The sequence below is a fragment of the Mesorhizobium sp. GW821-FHT07A06 genome, from assembly GCF_059419085.1.
Genome location: NZ_JBWKRC010000004.1, coordinates 92,453 through 111,548, shown reverse-complemented (window position 1 = coordinate 111,548; position 19,096 = coordinate 92,453). Strand labels below are relative to the sequence as shown.

General features: G+C 64.3%; 21 protein-coding genes. 12 read left to right on the top strand and 9 right to left on the bottom strand.

The genetic code is table 11. The features are described 5' to 3' along the window. Positions 1-37 precede the first annotated feature (37 nt). The 6 genes from argH to AC07SZ_RS14760 all read left to right on the top strand — a co-directional run bounded on the left by argH (position 38) and on the right by AC07SZ_RS14760 (position 7,253). Entirely contained in the window at positions 38-1,438 is a 1,401-nt protein-coding gene (gene argH, locus AC07SZ_RS14785; protein WP_494914819.1) for an argininosuccinate lyase, read from the top strand. Positions 1,439-1,531: 93 nt separating this feature from the next. Further along, positions 1,532-1,738 (top strand): hypothetical protein, encoded by a 207-nt coding sequence (locus AC07SZ_RS14780; RefSeq protein ID WP_056576116.1) that lies wholly within the window; start codon positions 1,532-1,534, stop codon positions 1,736-1,738. A gap of 69 nt (positions 1,739-1,807) precedes the next feature. Beyond that, positions 1,808-3,076, top strand: a complete 1,269-nt coding sequence (gene lysA / locus AC07SZ_RS14775) for a diaminopimelate decarboxylase (protein ID WP_494914817.1) — start codon at positions 1,808-1,810, stop codon at positions 3,074-3,076. A 28-nt stretch (positions 3,077-3,104) separates the two neighbouring features. After that, a complete protein-coding gene (locus tag AC07SZ_RS14770) occupies positions 3,105-4,046 on the top strand; it encodes a threonine/serine dehydratase (protein WP_494914815.1) in 942 nt (313 codons plus the stop codon). 193 nt (positions 4,047-4,239) lie between these two features. Continuing rightward, a complete protein-coding gene (locus AC07SZ_RS14765) occupies positions 4,240-6,840 on the top strand; it encodes a TIGR02302 family protein (RefSeq protein WP_494914813.1) in 2,601 nt (866 codons plus the stop codon). Positions 6,841-6,881: 41 nt separating this feature from the next. After that, entirely contained in the window at positions 6,882-7,253 is a 372-nt protein-coding gene (locus tag AC07SZ_RS14760) for a glyoxalase superfamily protein (protein ID WP_494914812.1), read from the top strand. On the opposite strand, the gene AC07SZ_RS14755 is transcribed toward AC07SZ_RS14760, so the two are convergent. Further along, complete coding sequence (locus AC07SZ_RS14755) at positions 7,232-8,113, bottom strand: LysR family transcriptional regulator (protein WP_494914810.1); 882 nt, start codon at positions 8,111-8,113, stop codon at positions 7,232-7,234. The two genes, AC07SZ_RS14760 and AC07SZ_RS14755, sit on opposite strands and share 22 nt — an antisense overlap. Positions 8,114-8,337: 224 nt before the next feature. On the opposite strand from AC07SZ_RS14755, the gene AC07SZ_RS14750 reads away from it, so the two are divergent. After that, complete coding sequence (locus tag AC07SZ_RS14750) at positions 8,338-9,285, top strand: DMT family transporter (protein ID WP_494914808.1); 948 nt, start codon at positions 8,338-8,340, stop codon at positions 9,283-9,285. On the opposite strand, the gene AC07SZ_RS14745 is transcribed toward AC07SZ_RS14750, so the two are convergent. From AC07SZ_RS14745 to AC07SZ_RS14735, 3 genes are all read right to left on the bottom strand, one after another. Next, entirely contained in the window at positions 9,286-9,657 is a 372-nt protein-coding gene (locus AC07SZ_RS14745) for a response regulator (protein WP_172372057.1), read from the bottom strand. A 121-nt stretch (positions 9,658-9,778) separates the two neighbouring features. Further along, on the bottom strand, positions 9,779-10,321 hold the full coding sequence (hpt, locus tag AC07SZ_RS14740) for a hypoxanthine phosphoribosyltransferase (protein ID WP_056576087.1): 543 nt from the start codon (positions 10,319-10,321) through the stop codon (positions 9,779-9,781). A gap of 23 nt (positions 10,322-10,344) precedes the next feature. Further along, a complete protein-coding gene (locus AC07SZ_RS14735) occupies positions 10,345-10,989 on the bottom strand; it encodes a hypothetical protein (RefSeq protein ID WP_172372056.1) in 645 nt (214 codons plus the stop codon). A 252-nt stretch (positions 10,990-11,241) separates the two neighbouring features. Between AC07SZ_RS14735 and ftsE the strand changes: the two genes are divergently transcribed. The 3 genes from ftsE to AC07SZ_RS14720 all read left to right on the top strand — a co-directional run bounded on the left by ftsE (position 11,242) and on the right by AC07SZ_RS14720 (position 13,723). Beyond that, complete coding sequence (gene ftsE, locus AC07SZ_RS14730) at positions 11,242-11,901, top strand: cell division ATP-binding protein FtsE (RefSeq protein ID WP_010911739.1); 660 nt, start codon at positions 11,242-11,244, stop codon at positions 11,899-11,901. Beyond that, complete coding sequence (locus tag AC07SZ_RS14725) at positions 11,894-12,886, top strand: cell division protein FtsX (protein ID WP_056576079.1); 993 nt, start codon at positions 11,894-11,896, stop codon at positions 12,884-12,886. Before ftsE ends, AC07SZ_RS14725 begins: the two co-directional genes overlap by 8 nt. 111 nt (positions 12,887-12,997) lie before the next feature. Next, positions 12,998-13,723: a YdcF family protein gene (locus tag AC07SZ_RS14720; protein WP_494914805.1), complete on the top strand. Its 726-nt coding sequence runs from the start codon at positions 12,998-13,000 to the stop codon at positions 13,721-13,723. A gap of 16 nt (positions 13,724-13,739) precedes the next feature. On the opposite strand, the gene AC07SZ_RS14715 is transcribed toward AC07SZ_RS14720, so the two are convergent. From AC07SZ_RS14715 to AC07SZ_RS14705, 3 genes are all read right to left on the bottom strand, one after another. Then, positions 13,740-14,372, bottom strand: coding sequence for a pyridoxamine 5'-phosphate oxidase family protein (locus AC07SZ_RS14715; protein WP_494914803.1), 633 nt, complete (start codon positions 14,370-14,372; stop codon positions 13,740-13,742). A gap of 85 nt (positions 14,373-14,457) precedes the next feature. Then, positions 14,458-14,928, bottom strand: coding sequence for a nuclear transport factor 2 family protein (locus AC07SZ_RS14710; protein ID WP_494914801.1), 471 nt, complete (start codon positions 14,926-14,928; stop codon positions 14,458-14,460). A 58-nt stretch (positions 14,929-14,986) separates the two neighbouring features. Beyond that, a complete protein-coding gene (locus tag AC07SZ_RS14705) occupies positions 14,987-15,538 on the bottom strand; it encodes a carboxymuconolactone decarboxylase family protein (RefSeq protein ID WP_494914799.1) in 552 nt (183 codons plus the stop codon). A 100-nt stretch (positions 15,539-15,638) separates the two neighbouring features. Here AC07SZ_RS14705 and AC07SZ_RS14700 point away from each other — a divergent pair, with 100 nt between their 5' ends. Both AC07SZ_RS14700 and AC07SZ_RS14695 read left to right on the top strand, forming a co-directional pair. Next, the gene (locus tag AC07SZ_RS14700) at positions 15,639-16,544 is read left to right on the top strand and encodes a LysR family transcriptional regulator (RefSeq protein WP_494915176.1); all 906 of its coding nucleotides are present in this window, start codon (positions 15,639-15,641) and stop codon (positions 16,542-16,544) included. A gap of 77 nt (positions 16,545-16,621) precedes the next feature. Next, positions 16,622-17,410 (top strand): lysophospholipid acyltransferase family protein, encoded by a 789-nt coding sequence (locus tag AC07SZ_RS14695; protein WP_172372055.1) that lies wholly within the window; start codon positions 16,622-16,624, stop codon positions 17,408-17,410. 19 nt (positions 17,411-17,429) lie between these two features. Here the strand turns inward: AC07SZ_RS14695 and AC07SZ_RS14690 are convergent, their stop codons facing one another. Together AC07SZ_RS14690 and AC07SZ_RS14685 are read right to left on the bottom strand one after the other, a co-directional pair. Then, complete coding sequence (locus AC07SZ_RS14690; protein ID WP_494914796.1) at positions 17,430-18,056, bottom strand: LysE family translocator; 627 nt, start codon at positions 18,054-18,056, stop codon at positions 17,430-17,432. Positions 18,057-18,146: 90 nt separating this feature from the next. Then, on the bottom strand, positions 18,147-19,094 hold the full coding sequence (locus AC07SZ_RS14685) for an aldo/keto reductase (RefSeq protein WP_056576058.1): 948 nt from the start codon (positions 19,092-19,094) through the stop codon (positions 18,147-18,149). Positions 19,095-19,096: the final 2 nt, after the last annotated feature.

Genomic DNA, 19,096 nt, shown 5'->3' with positions numbered 1-19,096 from the left:
TTTCTCAAAACTGCTCCGAAGCACGGGTTTTATAGCGATGAGCGACAAGAAGACCAGCAACCAGATGTGGGGCGGACGATTTGCCTCGGGTCCGGCCGCGATCATGGAAGCGATCAACGCGTCGATCTCGTTCGACCGCAAACTCTACGCGCAGGACATACGCGGCTCGATCGCCCATAGCGAGATGCTGGCGCAAACGGGCATTATTTCGGTGGCCGATCAAGAAAAAATCGCTCACGGCCTGAACACGATCCTGAAAGAGATCGAGGCCGGCGGCTTCGAGTTTTCGACCAAGCTTGAAGACATCCACATGAATGTCGAGGCTCGCCTCGCCGACCTGATCGGCCCCGCAGCCGGCCGCCTGCACACCGCCCGCTCGCGCAACGATCAGGTGGCGGTGGATCTGAGGCTGTGGGTCAAGGACGAGTGCTTTCGCGTCGCCGAGGCGCTGAAAGGGCTGATCACCGCGCTGCTGGAGCGGGCCGAGGAGCACGCGGCGACCGTTATGCCGGGCTTCACCCACATGCAGGCAGCACAGCCCGTGACCTTCGGCCATCACTGCATGGCCTATGTCGAGATGTTTTCGCGCGACCTGTCGCGCGTGCGCGATGCGATCGAGCGGATGGACGAGAGCCCGCTTGGCGCCGCCGCCCTGGCCGGCACCAGCTTCCCCATCGACCGCCATAAAACGGCCAAGGCGCTCGGCTTCCGCGAGCCTATGCGCAATTCGCTGGACAGCGTCTCCGATCGTGATTTCGCGCTGGAATTCCTCGGCATGGCGGCGATCTGCGCCACGCATCTGTCGCGGTTGGCCGAGGAGATCATCATCTGGTCGACGCCCCAATTCGGCTTTATCAGGTTGTCGGACAGTTTCTCCACCGGCTCCTCGATCATGCCGCAGAAGAAGAACCCCGACGCCGCCGAACTGGTGCGCGGCAAGACCGGCCGCGTCAACGGCCATCTGGTCGGCCTGCTGACGGTGATGAAGGGCATGCCTTTGACCTATGGCAAGGACATGCAGGAGGACAAGGAATCGGTCTTCGATGCCGCCGAGACGCTCGACCTGATGCTGGCGGCGATGACCGGCATGATCTCGGACATGACGGTCAACGCCGCCGCCATGAAGAAGGCCGCCGGCTCCGGCCACGCGACCGCGACCGACCTCGCCGACTGGCTGGTGCGTACGTTGGGCCTGCCGTTCCGCGAGGCGCATCATGTCACCGGCCGTGCGGTGGCGCTTGCCGAAGACAAGAAGGTGGGGCTGGAGAAGCTTTCCCTGGAGGACCTGCAGTCGATCAATCCAGGCATCACATCCGATATTTTCTCCGTGCTGGCGGTGCAGAATTCGGTCAAGAGCCGCACCAGCTTCGGGGGCACCGCGCCGTCGGAAGTGAGGAAGCAGATCCGCTACTGGAAAAAGCGGCTGGCGAAGGCGTGATGCCCGATATTGCGATCGCAATATCCGGGGTGCAATGCGCCGAGAACTCGGCTAAAAGCGGCGGCTGACAGAACGTTTCGGACGGATGGATCGATGACCGGAAGCAGGATTTTGGTGACGCTGACGCTGCTGGCGGCGATGGCCGTCGTGACCGCCTGCGGCCGCAGGGCCGGTCTCGACACGCCCTACGAGGCGGCCGTCCAGGCGCGCAAGGATGCCGAGAGGGCCAAGCAGCCCCTGCCGCCGGAGCCGGAAAAACCGGTCAAGGACAAGAAATTCATCCTTGACCCGCTGATCTAGAACCGATCGGACCGGGTTTGGTCTTCTGAACCCGATCTCATCGTGCTCCAACTTTCCGGAACGACTCTCGTGAACCATTTCGACTACCGCGACGGCGTGCTGCATGCCGAGGACGTGGCAATCCCCGATATCGCCGCTCAGGTCGGCACGCCGTTCTACTGCTATTCCACCGCCACCTTGACCAGGCACTACCGGGTGTTCGCCCAGGCCTTTGCCGGCCTCGACACGCTGGTCTGCTACGCCATGAAGGCCAACTCCAACCAGGCCGTGCTGCGGACCCTGGCCAAGCTCGGCGCCGGCGCCGACGTGGTCTCGCAAGGCGAATTGCGCCGTGCGCTGGCCGCCGGCATTCCGGCGAGCAAGATCCTGTTCTCCGGCGTCGGCAAGACCGCGCGCGAAATGGACTTCGCGCTCGAAGCCGGCATCCTTTGCTTCAACGTCGAATCCGAACCGGAGCTTGACCTCCTCTCGGCCCGCGCCGTGGCACTCGGCAAGGTGGCGCCGATCTCGCTGCGCATCAATCCCGATGTCGATGCCAAGACCCACAAGAAGATCTCCACCGGCAAGGCCGAGAACAAGTTCGGCATTCCGTGGCAGCGCGCACGGCAGGTCTATGCCCGCGCCGCAACGCTTCCGGGCATCAAGATCACCGGCATCGACACCCATATCGGCAGCCAGATCACCGAACTGCAGCCCTTCGACGACGCCTTCGCCCTTCTTGTCGACCTGGTCGGCGCGCTGCGTGCCGATGGCCATTCGATCGAGCACGTCGATCTCGGCGGTGGGCTGGGCATTCCCTACCGCGTCGACAACAACCCTCCGCCCCTTCCCGACGCCTATGCCCAGATCGTCAGGAAGCATGTCGCCAAGCTCGGGCTGAAGGTGATGTTCGAGCCGGGCCGGCTGATCGTTGGCAACGCCGGCATCCTCGTCTCGGAAGTGATCTTCGTGAAGGAAGGCGACGCGAAGAATTTCCTCATCGTCGACGCCGCCATGAACGATCTGATACGGCCGACGCTCTACGATGCCTTCCACGACATCAGGCCGGTCGTGCAGCCGCCGGCCGATACGCCGCGCATGATGGTTGATGTTGTCGGCCAGGTCTGCGAGACCGGTGACTATCTCGGCCTCGACCGTGACCTGCCCAGGCTGAAGGCCGGCGACCTCGTCGCTGTTTCCACGGCCGGCGCCTATGGCGCCGTGCAGGCCGGCACCTACAACACCCGCCTGCTGGTGCCGGAGGTGCTGGTCGACGGCGACCGCTTCCACGTCGTGCGCCCGCGCCTGACCTATGACGACCTGATCGGGCTGGATTCGGTCCCCGACTGGCTCGCATAAGGCGCAATCTCACGACGAGGAGCAAGTCATGGCGCAAGGCAACACCGTCGCCCGCGAACGCATTGCCGCGATGGAACCGCGCATCCGCCCCTATGTGCGCCACACGCCGGTGCTGCGCGTCGACATGGCCGACTTCGGCCGGCCGCCGCTGGCCATCGACCTCAAGCTCGAATGCCTGCAGCATTCCGGCTCGTTCAAGGCGCGTGGCGCCTTCACCAATCTGCTCGAGCGGCAGGTTCCGGCGGCCGGTGTCGTCGCGGCATCGGGCGGCAATCATGGCGCCGCCGTCGCCTATGCCGCCATGCGGCTCGGCCACAAGGCGACGATCTTCGTTCCCGAAGTGAGCCCGCAAGCCAAGCTCGACCGCATTCGCGGCTATGGCGCCGACCTTGTCGTCGGTGGCGCTCGCTATGCGGAAGCGCTGGCCGCCAGCGAACGTTTCGCCGAGGAAACCGGCGCCTTGCAGATCCACGCCTTCAACCAGGAGGAAACGCTTGTCGGCCAGGGCACGCTCGGTCTCGAAATCGAGGCGGACTTGCCTCAGATCGACACGTTGCTGGTCGCCGTCGGCGGTGGCGGCCTGATCGGGGGCATCGCCGCCTGGTACGCCGGCCGCATCCGTATCGTCGCCGTCGAGCCCGAGGGTGCGCCGACGCTTCATCGCGCCTTCGAGGCCGGCCATCCAGTCGACGCGCCGGCCGAAGGCATCGCAGCCGATTCGCTGGCGCCGAAGCGCGTCGGCGAAATGATGTTCCCGATCGCCGAAGCCTTCGTCGAACGCTCCATCCTGGTCAGCGACGACGATATCATTGCTGCCCAAAAGGCCCTGTGGAACCGCGTTCGCATCATTTCCGAGCCGGGCGGGGCGGCAGCCTTCGCCGCGGTGCTGTCCGGTCGCTATGCGCCGGCGCCGGGCGAACGGGTCGCCGTGCTGGTCTGCGGCGCCAACGCAAACCCCGCCAATTTCTGATTGCAGCCGTTTCGGCCGGGTTCACGTTTTTTCAAACTGCCTCGCCTTTGCCGTGTTTGCTGGTATTCTTCGAGTCGTGAGGCTTGGGCTATCCTGCCCCGCCCCACGGCATGATCCCGAAAACAGATCATGCTCAAAGAGATAGAGCCCCACCCCGTTTCTTTCGGGATGGAACAGGCTCTAGGAAGGGCCGATGACCGAACGACCCACCTTCAGCAACGACCGCGGCCTGGCCGGGCGCCTTGCCTTGAGCCGGCTGGCGACACGGGTCTCGATGATGGTCGAGCGCGGCTGGCCGCTGCTGCTCCCGCTGCTTGTTGTCGCCAGCCTGTTCCTGAGCGTGTCCTGGTTCGGCATCTTCTCCCGGCTGCCGGATATCGCGCGCATCGGCGTCGTCGCGGCATTCGGCCTGGCAGGGCTGGCGGCGCTCTATCCGCTGCGCTTCTTCCGCATGCCCTCGGCCGCCGAGGTCGATCGCCGCATCGAGGCCGCCAACAGGCTGCTGCACAGCCCCGTGCTGGTGCAGACCGACCGGCCAAGCGGCCGGGAGAGCAGCTTCTCGCAGGCGTTGTGGCGCGAACATCAGAAGCGCATGGCCGCAAAGCTCGACGGCCTCGGCGCCGACCTGCCGCGCACGCGCGTGCCGGAGCGCGACCCCTGGGGGTTGCGCGCTGTGGCGGCGCTGCTGCTCGTGACCGCCTTTGCCTTCTCCTTCGGGCCGACCGGCGGCAGGATAGCCGACGGCTTCAGCGCCCACGGTGCGCATGATGCCGTGCCGCCGCGCATCGATGCGTGGGTGACGCCGCCGGCCTACACCGGCAAGCCGCCGGTTTTCCTGACCGCCGACGCCAACCAGGCGACGCCAACGTTTCATGTGCCTGAGGGCAGCGATGTCTCCTTGCGCGTCACCGGCGGCTCGGGCGAGGAAACGCTGGCCTATGCCGACAAGGATGGCAATTCGCGCGCCATCGACCCGGCCGCCGCGACGGCCAAGCCTGCCGCAACCCCGGCGGCGCCGTCCGCCAACTCATCTTCGAGGGTGCGCCAATTCACCGGCAAGCTGACCGGCGATGGCACGCTGACGTTGAAATCGGGCGAGGATCAGCTTGGCCGCTGGGCCTTCGCGGTGATCCCGGACAAGCCGCCGCAGATCCGCTTCGTCGGCGAGCCAAAGCGCGCCGCCAACGGCGCCTTCGAACTCAACTACCAGATCGATGACGACTATGGCGCCGCCACCGCCAAGGCGGTGTTCGCGCTGGCCGACCCGCAGGCGCCGGATGCGCATGCGCTCTACGGCCCGCCCGAAATGCCGCTGACGCTGCCGCGCCGCGGCGGCAAGTCGAATGCCGCCAAGACGACGAAAGACCTGACCGAACATGTCTGGGCCGGCAGCAGCATCAAGCTGACGCTGGTCGCCACCGACGATGCCGGACACACCGCGTCCAGCGAGACCAAGACGCTTGTTATGCCAGAACGCCCGTTCGCCAACCCGCTGGCGCGTGCGGTGATCGAACAGCGGCGCCTTCTGGCGCTCGACGCCAATGCCAAGCCGCGCGTACTCGACCTGATCGACGCCATTACGCTGCGGCCGGAAGACACGTTCGACAACATGTCGCACTACCTCGCCATCATGAGCGCGCGCAGCCGGCTGAAGCTGGCCGGGAATGACGATCAGCTGCGCGGCGAGGTCGGCTATCTCTGGGAAATCGCGCTTGGCATCGAGGAGGGCAACCTCTCGGCGGCCGAGAAGCGGCTGCGCCAGGCGCAGCAAGCGCTGCAGGACGCCATCAAGAACGGCGCCAGCGACCAGGAAATCGAAAAGGCGATGAAGGAACTGCGCGAGGCGATGAACCAGTTCCTGCAGGAATTCGCCGAACGCGCCAAGCAGAACCCGAACGCGCCGCAGATGCAGCAGAACGGCCAGGAACTGCGCCAGAGCGACATCGACCGGATGATGGATCAGATCGAAAACCTGGCGAAGTCGGGCGATCGCGACAAGGCGCAGCAATTGCTGTCGCAGTTGCAGGACATGATGAACAATCTCCAGGCCGGCCGTCAGCAGCAGGGCGGCGAGCAGGACAGCCAGATGCGCCAGCAGATGGATAAGCTCGGCGAGATCCTGCGGCGCCAGCAGGAGATGATGAACGACACCTTCCGCATGGACCAGATGCGGCGCGGCGAACGCCAGCGCGGAAAGAACCGAGACGAGCAGCTTGGCCAGGATGGTGGCGAGGACCAGGACAAGCCCGGCGTCGGCCAGGACCGCGACCCGCTCGCCAGACAGAAGCCGATGACGCCGCAGGAATTCGCCGATGCGCTGAAGCAGTTGCAGGAAGGCCAGGGCCAGCTGAAGAGCGATCTCGACAAGCTGAAGAAGAGTCTCGAAGGCATGGGCATGGAGCCCAATGAAGGATTTGGCGAGGCGGGCAAGTCCATGGGCAGCGCCGAGCAGGCGCTTGGCGAGGGCCAGGGCGACGAGGCCGTCGGTCACCAGGGCCGGGCACTCGAGGCGCTGCGCAAGGGCGCCAAGGACATGATGAAGCAGATGCAGGCCATGCAGGGCGACGAGGGCGGCAGCCAGGAGGGTGGCCGCCAGCAGAATGCCGACCGCGACCCGCTCGGCCGGCCGCGCGCCAGCCAGGGTCCCGATTTCGGCGATTCGGTGAAGGTGCCCGACGAGATCGACGTCCAGCGCGCCCGACAGATCCTGGAAGCGATCCGCAAGCGGCTCGGCAACGCGCTCAGCCCCGACATCGAGCGCAGCTATCTGGAACGGCTGCTTGAGCTGAAATAGGAACCGCCGCTCCCAAATCCCGCCCGAACGGTCACAGCACCATGCCGAAGCTCGGTACTGTCACGCCCATCCTGCGCATCTTCGATGTCGCCAAGGCGCATGAATTCTACGTCGGTTTTCTCGGTTTCGAGGTGCAGTTCGAACACCGCTTCGAAGACAACACGCCGCTTTACACAGGCGTTTACCGCGACGGCTGTGTCTTGCATCTGAGCGAACATCATGGCGACGGCGCGCCGGGCTCTCATGTCCGGATCGAGACGGCCGACATCGCGGGGCTCCACCGCGAGTTGACCGAAAGAAAGTACCGCTTTGCCAGGCCGGGGTTGGAGGAGACGCCCTGGAAGACGAAGGAGGTCACGGTCAACGATCCGTTCGGCAACCGCCTCACCTTTTATGAGGATGCAAGAGGCTGACCTTGCCGGTTGACGAACGCTTCGCGGATCGCCTCCTGCATGCCGTCGATCGCCTCGCCTGATGCATTCGAGTTGCGATGCATCACCACATTGGAGGAGTCGATGTCGCCGAATCCATCGGCGGACGTCAGTTCGCGGCAGCCGTCGGGAATGTTGCTGCGCGATATCGGCGCGATCGCCAGTCCCGAGGTGACGGCAAGCTTCAGGCCGCCGGTGGTGTCGCTGGTATAGGCGACACGATAGGCAAGCCCGCGCTGCTCCAGCGACTTGATGGCGAAGTCCTTGCACCAGCTGACCCGGTTGTAGAGCGCGATCGGCACCGGCCGTTCCTCGTGCATGTGATGCAGGGCCGACGTCACCCACACGGTCGGGTCGTGCATCAGCACTTCGCCGCCGGCCGGGTCCTGCCATTCAAACACCACGCACAGATCGAGTTCGCCGGCGGCAAGCGCCGCCAGCTGCGCCTCCGAATGCGCGTAGCGCACGGTGACCTCGACCTTGGTGTGGCGCTTCGAAAATGCGCCGAGCGCGCGCGACAGGATGGCGTGGCCATATTCCTCCGGAATGCCGATGCGCACCGGTCCGCCGAGCGGCGCGGCCGCCATCGACGCCGCCGTTTCGTCGAGCAGGGAGACGATGCGGCGGGCGTTGACGATGAGTTCGCCGCCGCGCCGCGTCAGCGCGACGCCGCGCGAGCCGCGCTCGAACAGGCTGTCGCCGATCAGTTCTTCGAGCTTCTTCATCTGCATCGACACCGCCGACTGGGTGCGGCCGGCCTGCTCGGCCGCCCTGGTGAAATTGCCTGCCTCGGCGATGGCGACGAAGGTGCGCAGGAGGTCGCTGTCGAGGGTCGGGCGCATGATGTCCATCATAAGAAAATTTGATTGCTGATATCATTCCAATTCGTTTGCAACATGTCAAACGCCGTATGATAGTCGCAATACCCATTGGATAAGCGGCCGCGAAATCGGCCGCGGACCAATCAAAGAGTCCTCACTCGTGCCCGCTGCCCGAAAAGGTGGCGGGTTCTTTTTACTCCGCAAGCGACAGCTTCGGGCCATACGCGCGGGAGCCGGAAACCTAAATGCAGAATAGGATGGTGCGCGGCATCCTGAGCCTGTGCCTGGGCGTGCTGGTTTTCTCGCTGCAGGACCCACTCGTCAAAGCCGTGTCGAGCTCCTATCCGGTGACCGAAGTGATGGCGATCCGCTCGATCGTCGCCTTGCCCATCCTGATCATCCTCGTCCACGCCGATGTCGGGCTGCCGGCAATCCTGTCGAAGCGGTTCGGCCTGCTGACGATACGCGCCTTCATCCAGTTCACCTCCTACACGGTGTATTATCTGGCCATCGCCGCGTTGCCGCTGGCTGACGCCGTGGCGCTTTATTTCATGGCTCCGCTGTTCATCATGGCGCTGGCCGGACCTTACCTTGGCGAACGCGTGTCCTGGCGGACGCTGGCGACAGTGCTGATCGGACTGCTTGGCGTCATCGTGATGGTGCGTCCAGGCGCGGGACTGTTCGACTGGGCGGCGCTGCTGTCGCTGGGGTCGGCCCTGCTCTATGGGTTCTCGCAGTTGATGGCGCGCAAGATCGGCGATACCGAATCGTCCACGGTCATGGCCTTCTACCAGAACGGCGCCTATCTCATCGGTGCGGCCGTGGTTGCCGGAACATTCCACCTGGCCGGCATAACCCACGCCGTCCATCCGAGCCTTGAGTTCCTGGTGCGGCCGTGGATATGGCCGACGCTACCGGATTTCCTCAAGATGGCCGCCTGCGGCTTCGTCGCCTCCGCCGGCATGATCCTTCTGTCGCAGGGCTACAGGCTGGCACCGGCCAATCGGGTCGCCACCTTCGAATACACCGGCATTTTGTGGTCGCCGCTCTGGGGCTTTCTGTTCTTCGCCGAGGTACCCAGGTCGACGACCGTGATCGGCGCGGCCCTCATCATCGGCGCCGGCCTGCTGGCGCTCAACACGGAACGGCGCAGGAGCCGAGCCCCCGGGCTGGCAACTGCCGGTCCGGTCTGATCAGGCGAAGCAGATCAGCGCCCGTTCGACGCGCGAGCGGATTTCGGCCAGTGTGAAGGGCTTTTGCACGACGTCGAGGATGATGCCGTTCAACTCCTCGGCGCGCTCGCGCTGGTCGGCGTAGCCGGTCATCAGCATGATCTTCATCGCCGGGAAGAGGGCAGCAGCCGCGATCGCCATCTCGATGCCGTCCATCTCCGGCATGCGGATATCAGAGACGACGAGATCATAGCCGCCATTCGCGGCGCGTATCAGCGCCAGGCCTTGAGCGCCGTCCGCCGCGATATCGATTGCGTGGCCGGCGCGTTCGAGCGCGCGGGCTGCGAGGGTGCGGACGGATTCATCGTCCTCGACGATCAGAAGCTTTGCCATGGCCGGCATATTTGGCGGGCAAAAGTTGACTTTTCCTGAAAGCCCCGACGCTCGACAGGCGTTAATTTTCCCGACGCCGTTAAGGCCTTTTTCAAAAATTCGCCGCCGCGAGGCGCTCGCCTCACGCATCGCCTTTCACAACACCGACAAACGGCAATTCACGGAAGGCGTGCGCGACATCCATGCCGTAGCCGACGACGAAGTAATCGGGGCAGTCGAAGCCTACATAGTCGGCGGTGAGAGCGGTCTGGCGGCGCATGCGCTTGTCGAGCAGCACGGCGATGGCACAGCTTTTGGCCCCACGCGCCAGCATCAGGTCGCGGGTGAAGGTCAGCGTCTTGCCCGATTCGAGAATGTCGTCGATCAACAGCACGTCGCGGCCGGCGACTTCATTGTCGATGTCGCGCAGCACCCTCACCTCGCCGCTGGTGGTGCCAGCGCCATAGCTGGAAATGAAGATGAACTCGACCTCCGGCGACAGGCCGACATCATGCATGGCGCGGATCAGGTCGGCGGCGAAGATGAACGAGCCCTTCAGCACCGAAATCACCAGCAGATCATGATAGTCGTGCCCGGCGATCTCCTTGGCGAGTTCGAGATTGCGCCGGGCGATCGCCGACGCCGAAAACAGGACTTCGATGTCCTTGTCGCGTACGATGGGCATTGGTGGTCTTCCCCGGTGATCGCCTACTCTGCGAAAGTAACCAAAACGGTTCTTACGCCGTTCTTAGGCACGTCGAGCCGGCTGGCAAAGCCGAATCTTTCACCCGACGCCAGCGAATGGCCGGATGTCCCCAACGTATAGCGGGTTGTGCGCCCGTCATTGCCAGTCACCCGGATTTCAAGCGGTGGCATTGTCACCGGCCCCGTCCCGTCATTGGCGGCCTCGCCATCGACGAACAGCACCGGATTGGCTCCCGAGGCGTCGACGCGTGAGGTGACGCCTGAAATGGTCAGCGCAGACGCCTGCGCGCCAGACAGGAACGGTGCCTGGCGTACCAGCGCATGTCCGCCGGAGACCCAGAAGGCGGCAAGGGCGGCACCGATGCCGGCGATCCAGAAAATCGGCCCGCCACGGGCGGCCGGCGGCCGTTCCGCCGGCGCTTCCGGTTTGCGCAGCATGTCCATGCCCTCGATGGACGGCGTGACGATCAGGCGCGGTGGCGGTGAAACGCTTTCCACCGTAGGGACAAAGCGCGGCATCACTTCATAGTCCGCATCGACGATATCGGCCGCCGGACCGCGCGCGATCCGGTCCGCCACGGCAATTGCCGGGGGATCGGTCATGATTTCGCCGGAAACCGGGCGCGCGGTTCGTTCGTCAGCCATCATGGCCCCGTTATTGCGCGTGTTCGCTTTTCGTTTCTTTTGCGTAAACATAAATGGTTAACGCTTCCCCACCGGAGCCGTCGTGACACGCCGAAACAGCACAGGAATTAACCGCCGGTTAACCATGCCGGCCGATGGTCTTTTCCCAGAACGGGATGGCTCGCCACTGGTTCTAAAAGAGACAGAGCATGATGTCGTCCGAAAACCGCGTCACACTTTTCGGCATCATGCTCTAGGAACTTCAGGTCGTCGAAATTGATTCGCTTCGAAAATGTCGGCCTCCGCTATGGCATGGGTCCGGAAATCCTCCGTGACATTTCCTTGCATATACCGGAGCGCTCCTTCCAGTTCCTGAGCGGGCCTTCGGGTGCCGGCAAGACGACCTTGCTGCGCCTGCTGTTCATGTCGCTGAAGCCGACACGCGGCCTGATCACCATCTTCGGCAAGGACCGCTCGCGCATCTCGCGCACCGAACTGCCGCACCTGCGGCGCCGCATCGGCGTGGTGTTCCAGGATTTTCGCCTGCTCGACCACATGACCACTTATGAGAACGTCGCATTGCCGTTGCGCGTGCGCGGGCGCGAGGAGGCGAGCTACCGCACCGATGTCACCGAGCTGCTGAAATGGGTGGGGCTGGGCGAGCGCATGCATGTGCTGCCACCGGTCCTGTCGGGCGGCGAGAAGCAGCGCGCCGCGATCGCGCGGGCGCTGATCGAGCAGCCCGAGATCCTGCTGGCCGACGAGCCGACCGGCAATGTCGATCCCCCGCTGGCGCGGCGGCTGCTGCGGCTCTTCATCGAGCTCAATCGTCTCGGCACCGCCGTGGTGATCGCCACCCATGATCTTGGCCTGATGGAACAGGTCGACGCGCGCCGCATGATCCTGGCCGGCGGAAGGCTGGATATCTATGACTGACCTGTCCGCCGAACATTTCGAAGAGCAAGAGCAGGACGCCGAGGCAACTGTGGCACGGCCGCGTGCGCAGCGCCGGATGGCGCCGATTGTGCCGGCTCAGAACATTGCCGGCCGGGCGCTGGTCCTGGTCATCGCCATCATGACCTTCCTGTCCTGCCTGACCTTTGGCGCGGTGACGCTGGTGCGCGACACCGCCTCGGTCTGGGAAAACCAGATCTCGCGCGAGGCGACGATCCAGATCAAGCCGGTCGACGGCCTCGACATGGAGGCCGCCCTCACCCAGGCCTCGCGGATCGCCGGCGAATTCCCCGGCGTGAAGTCGACAAGGATCATCGATCGCGAGGCGACCGCCAGGCTGCTGGAGCCATGGCTGGGTTCGGGCCTCAACATCGACGACCTGCCAGTGCCGCGTCTGATCATCGTCACCATCGACGAGAACAGCCCGCCCGACTTCGCCGCCATGCGCGCCGCGATCACGCCGAAGCTGCCAAGCGCGTCGCTCGACGATCACCGAACCTGGGTCGACCGGCTGGTGGCGATGGCGCGAACCACGGTGACGATCGGCATTGCCGTGCTGGCGCTGATGCTGTCGGCGACCGTGCTGACGGTGGTTTTTGCCACGCGCGGCGCCATGGCCGGCAACGGCCACATCATCGAGGTGCTGCATTTCGTCGGCGCCGAGGCGCGCTTCATCGCGCGCGAATTCCGCCGGCATTTCCTGGTCACCGGCATGAAGGGCGCGGCCGCCGGCGGCGCGGCGGCGGTGCTTGTCTTCATCGTCTTTTCCTGGTGGTCGTCACGCAACATGGCAACGCCGCAGGCCGACCAGGCAACCGCCTTGTTCGGCAATTTCGCCATCGGCTCCGCGGGTTATCTCGGCGTCGTCCTCATGGTGCTGGTGATCGGCGCGCTGACGGCGGCAACCTCGCATGCCACCGTCGTCGCCTATCTCAGCGACATCGACGTTCGCCAACCCGACGCGTGAGAAGGGAACATGCTTTGGCGAGGTCGAAAGCACGGTGATCACGGATGGAGAAACGGCGTAACGCAAAGTGCGTCTTTTACCTACCAAAGGCCGCATTTCAGGATTAACCATATGGCCATGGACGTGCGGGATTCGACCGGGACGGCTGGGCAGATGCCAGTGGTGGTTGCTCGTTTGCGCGACCACGGCCCGATCAGCCGTCTGAAGACCGCACTTCGGATATCCGCGCTCTCTCTTCTCGTCCTCGCATTGCTGTTTGCCGGCGGCTTCGGCTGGTTCGCCAACAAGGTCAGCCATCTGACCACGCCCGCCAATCCAGCCAAGGCCGACGCCATCATCGTGCTCACCGGCGGCCAGTCCCGTCTCGATGCCGCGATGGAGCTGCTGGCGTCGGGCAAAGGCGAGCGCCTGTTGATCAGTGGCGTGCATCCTTCGGCGAGCCGGCGCCAGCTCCAGGTGGCGACAGGCGGCGACAAGAAGCTGTTTTCCTGCTGCGTCGACATCGACCGCGCCGCGCTCGACACGATCGGAAATGCCGAGGAAAGCGCCAAATGGGTCGAAAGCCACGCCTACAACACGGTGATCCTCGTCACCAACAACTACCACATGCCGCGCAGCCTGCTTGAGATGAGCCGGCTTCTGCATGGCGCCAAGCTGGAGCCCTATCCGGTCGTGAATTCCAACCTCGACAATGGTGGCTGGCTGACCAAGCCGCAGGCCTTGCGCGTGCTGTTCACCGAGTACAACAAATATCTGCTGGCGCTGGCACGCGGCATCGTGCCGGTGAAACCGACCCCGGACGGCATCGCACTGGCCGAGACCGCCGCCGGCGGCTGACCCCTAGGCCGTGCCGTCATTCCTTGTGTGTCCCCGTCGACGCCTGCTTCAGGCGCGCTACCTCCTGCTCGAGGTGCTGGATTCGCTTGTCGCGTTCGCCAAGCGCCGCCGCAACATCAGCGGCCTCGAAACGCTGCGGAATATGTTGCGGGCAGTTGGCATCCCAGGCCGAGACGGTGAACAGGATGACCTGCTCGGGCCGCGCCTTGTAATCCTGCGGCATCAGCTTGGCCATCAACTCGGCATCGTCTTCCATGACGCGCGCCGTACCCCAGATCTTGATGCGCTGGCGCAGCATATAGTCGATCAGGAACAGGAAGGCGCGTGGGTTGTCGGCCAGGTTGCCCTGGGTGATGAACTGCCTGTTGCCGGAAAAATCCACGAAGCCGACCGTCTTTTCGTCGAGCACCTTGAGAAAGCCCGCCGGCCCGCCGCGATGCTGGATATAGGGCTGGCCATCGCCATTGGCCGTCGACAGGAAGACGCTGGTCTGCATCTCGATGAAGGCGGCCAGATCCGGCGTGATCACCGATTGCCAGCCGCCGCGCTCCTCGACGCGGGAGTAGGACTGGCGCGACCCCTTGCGCGTCTGGATCGCCTTGACGGTCGGCGTGAAGGCGACGTCGCTGGCGAAAGCATGTGCGTTCATCGAAAGCCTCCTTGCGTGGGGCGGGCTTGCGGCGGTTGGCGCAATTCCTGGTGGGAAACCGTTTCGCAATTTTCCCGGAATTGCTCTAAAGCCCAAGCTCCGACAATGTTGGGTGGTCATCCGGGCGGCGCCCGAGCGGCCAGTGATATTTACGGTCGGCTTCCGCGATCGGCAGGTCGTTGATGCTCGCGATGCGCAGGCGCATCAGCCCGTGCTCATCGAACTCCCAGTTCTCGTTGCCATGGCTGCGGAACCATGAACCGCTGTCGTCGTGCCATTCATAGGCGAAGCGCACGGCGATGCGGTTGCCGTGGAAAGCCCAGACTTCCTTGATCAGTCGATAATCGAGCTCGCGGCTCCATTTGCGCGTCAGGAAAGCCTGGATGGCATCGCGACCTTGCAGGAATTCAGCGCGGTTGCGCCAGCGGCTGTCGGTCGTGTAGGCAAGCGCGACCCGCGCCGGATCGCGTGAATTCCAGGCATCCTCGGCCATGCGCGCCTTCTGCGCGGCTGTTTCGGCGGTGAAGGGCGGAAGCGGCGGGCGGCTTTCAGACATGGGAATCCTCTGCGGCGTGAAGGGTGGGACCGGCGGACACCGCCTGCCCTTTCCGGATTCAGGCAGCATCGCGGATAGAAACAACCGGAAAATCGATCTCGGCCTGGGCGACTTCATTGATATAGTTGGTCCAGACGTTCAGGGCGACATGCTGGACGATCTCGATGATCTCTCCATCGTCGTAGCCTGCCAGCCTGACGGCGGAGAGATCCTCGTCGCCGATATGGCCGCGACTATGCGCAACCCTGGCGGCAAAACGCACCGCCGCGCCCGCCTTGGGGTCCGTGGAGCCACCGTGGCGGTTGGCGAGCATCTCGGCATCGTCGAGCCGGGCGAGGTTCTTGCCAAGGTAGGTGTGTGCGGACAGGCAGTAGTTGCAGCCATTGATCTCGGCGACCGCCAGCGCGATGCGCTCGCGTGTCGACGCAGGCAACCGGCCCTTGGCCAGCGCCCCCGACATGCCGAGATAGCCTTCGAGCGCGGCTGGACTGTTGGCAACCATTCGAAACAGGTTCGGCACGACGCCGAGTTGCTTCTCTACAGCCTGCAGCATGGGTTGCGTTGCCGTGGGAGCGGCGGCGATGGACGATGGCGTGGTGATGCGCGGCATTGCGATATCCCTGTTGGTCACACCGCCTATTTGCGCTCTTCCACTTGCCGGATGTAGATGGCATATTTGCAATCAATCCTTCCAATTTCTGGAAGAAACGATGGATCGCCTCGAGGCCATGTCCCTTTTCGTCGCGACGGTGGAGGCCGGCAGCCTTTCGGCCGCCGCACGCCGTTCGGGCGTTCCGCTTGCGACCGTCAGCCGCAAGGTCTCAGATCTGGAACGGCATCTCCAGACACGTCTGCTGAACCGCTCGACACGCCGGCTGACGCTGACCGACGCAGGCGACGCCTATCTTGCCGCCTGCCGCCGCATCCTCGACGAGGTCGGCGAGGCCGAACGCGTTGCCGGCGGCGAATACAGCGCCCCGACCGGCGAATTGATCATCACCGCGCCGATCGTCTTCGGCCGACTGCACGTGCTGCCGATCGTCACCGCGTTTCTCGCCGCGTACCCGCAAGTGGATATCCGCCTGACGCTTGGCGACAGGATAGTCCAGTTGGCCGAGGATCATATCGACCTCGCCATCCGCATCGGCCGGCTGCCGGACTCGCGCATGGTTGCCATCGGTGTCGGCTCGATCCGTCATGTTGTCTGTGCAAGTCCCGCCTATCTGTCCGAGCATGGCACGCCGAAGACCCCGGGAGATCTCGAGACGCACAGCTGCGTCACCTTCGAAGGCCTTGGCTCACTCGCCACCTGGACCTTCGCAGTGGAAAAGGCCGACGTTCCTGTCCCGGTCCGCTCAAGGCTGCGGGTCAATACAGCGGAGGCGGCGATCGATGCCGCTATTGCCGGTGTCGGGATGACGCGCGTGCTTTCCTACCAGATCGTCGCCGCTGTACGCTCAGGAACGTTGCGGCCCGTGCTCAGGGATTTCGAGCCCGAGCCGTGGCCGGTAAACCTGGTGCACGCCGGCCAGGGCCGGCTACCGGTGAAACTGCGCGCATTCCTCGACTTTGCCGCCCCACGCCTGAGGGAACGTCTGGCGCAGGCGACCTGGTAGTATGAGCCGCATCGCCCTGTTTCCTTTTTGCCGCTGCTTGGTGTAACCAACGCACACTTCCTCACCGGACCTCCCCCATGCTCTATGTCAGATCGCTGGCGTTCAACTTCGTCTTCTACGTCAATCTGATCGTCCAGATGATCCTCTGGACCCCATACTATTTCCTGTCGCCCCGCCACCGCGCCTGGTTCGTGCCGAAATTCTGGTCGCGCAGCTGCATGTGGCTCTATGACAAGATCGCCGGCACCAGAAACGACATCACCGGGCAGGAAAACCTGCCCGAAGGCTCCTTCATCCTGGCGCCGAAGCACCAGTCGTTCTGGGATGCCATCGCCTTCTTTCCTTTCCTCGAGGACCCGCTCTACATCCTCAAGCGCGAGTTGACCTGGATCCCGTTCTTCGGCTGGTACATCATGAAGATGCGCATGATCCCGGTCGATCGCGGCAGCCGCTCCAAGGCGCTGAAGGCGGTGGTCGCGGCGACCAAGGAAGAGATGGCGCGCAACCCACGCCAGCTGATCATCTATCCCGAGGGCACGCGCCGGGCGCCGGGCGACGAGCCCGCCTACAAATACGGCATCGTCGAAATCTACGCGCAGCTTGGTGTTCCGGTGGTGCCGGTCGCCCATGTCGCCGGCCTCTATTGGCCGCGCCGCAAGTTCCTGCGCTATCCCGGCACCATCAAGGCGCGGTTCCTGCCGCCGATTCCGCCGGGCCTCGGCAAGGACGAGTTCATGGCGCGGCTGATCGGCGAGACGGAAGCCGCCTGCGATCAGCTTCTCATCGAGGCATCGCGCGCACCCAACCCGCCGGCCCTGCCGCCAGCGGCGGTGAAGCGGCTGCGGGAACTCGGCGCGAAGCCATGAAGGCCCTCCAGCCGGGCAATCAGCCGTAGACAGCCAGCACCGTGGTCAGCACCAGTGTCGCGGCAAAAACCAGGTTGATGATCCGGGAAGTGACAGGCCTGCGCAGGAAGCGCGCGAACGCCGCACCGGCGAGAAGCCACACTGCGTGGATGACAACGATCATCCCTGCCAGAACCGCCAGCTTCAGCCATGGGCCAAGCTCTGCCGCACCCTGCTTCGACGAGGCGCCGGCAAACACAGCGGCGATCGCCACATAGGCTTTCGGGTTGGCGACCGCCAGCAGAAACCCGGCCAGCCAGGTCGGTCGCGCGGCCTCGGCCGTGCGCGCCGCCAAGGGCGGTGCCGTAGCGATCTTGAAGGCGAGATAGAGGATGTAGGCGGCGGACGCGACAACCAGCACCGGCGCCAGCCTCGGCATCGACCCGAGCACCGCCACGATCCCTGTCGCCACAACGAGCAAGACGGCGGCCGTGCCAAGAACGATCCCGCAGGTGTAGTGTAGCGAATCACGCAGGCCGAAGGCCGCGCCAACAGCCGTAACGCTTATCGTTGCCGGACCCGGACTGCCCATGACCACCGTGGCGGCCAAGACCAGAGCGAGCAGCGGACGCCAGAGTTGCGGTTGCGAGAGAAGCGGTTCAGTCATTGCGCCCCCTGTCTTGCCACGAGCGCAGGACGCTATGGCAAGACAGGGGCATGGTCTTGGACGTTCGTGCGTACAGCGACGACCGAAACCTCAGCCGCTCGCTCTGTCGAGTTCGGCCATGTCGTCGGCGGTCAATTTCAACGACGCCGCCTTGATCAGGCTGTCCATCTGACTGGGCTTGGTGGCGCTGGCAATCGGCGCGGTGACGCCTGGCCGCGCGATAACCCAGGCAAGGGCGACTTCCGCCTGCTTCGCCGAATGCTTGGCGGATATGGCATCGAGAGCGGCCAGAATGCGCATGCCGCGCGCATTGAGGTAGTCCTTGACCCCGCCGCCGCGCTCGCTTTGGCCAAGATCGGCCTCGCTGCGGTATTTGCCGCTCAGAAAACCCTTGGCCAGGCTGAAATAAGTGATGACGCCGATATCCTCGGCCACGCACAGATCGCGCAACGGCCCGTCGAAGGAGGAACGATCGTAGAGATTGTATTCCGGCTGCAGCACCTCGTAGCGCGGCAGGCTGCGCAGGCTCGCCACATCGAGTGCGGCGCGCAACTGGCCGGCGTCGAGGTTCGAGCAGCCGATATGGCGGACCTTACCCTTAGCAAGCAGCTTCTCGTAGGCGCCGAGGGTTTCCTCATAGGGCGTGGCCGGATCCGGCCAATGGGACAGATAGAGGTCGATGAAATCGGTTTGCAGCCGCTTCAGCGACGCTTCGACGGCCTTCTCGATATAGGCGGCGGACAGATCCTTGTGGCCCTGCCCCATATCCGAGCCGACCTTGGTGATCACCACGACCTTGTCGCGGTTGCCACGGTCCTTCATCCATTTGCCGATGATGGTTTCCGATTCACCCCCCTCGTTGCCCGGCACCCAGCGCGAATAGGCGTCCGCAGTATCGATCGCGTTGAGTCCGCCGCCGACGAAGCGATCAAGCAGGTCGAACGAGGTCTTCTCGTCGGCGGTCCAGCCGAAGACGTTGCCGCCCAGAACCAGCGGCGCGATGGAAAGGTCGGTGCGACCGAGACGGCGTTTCTGCAAGA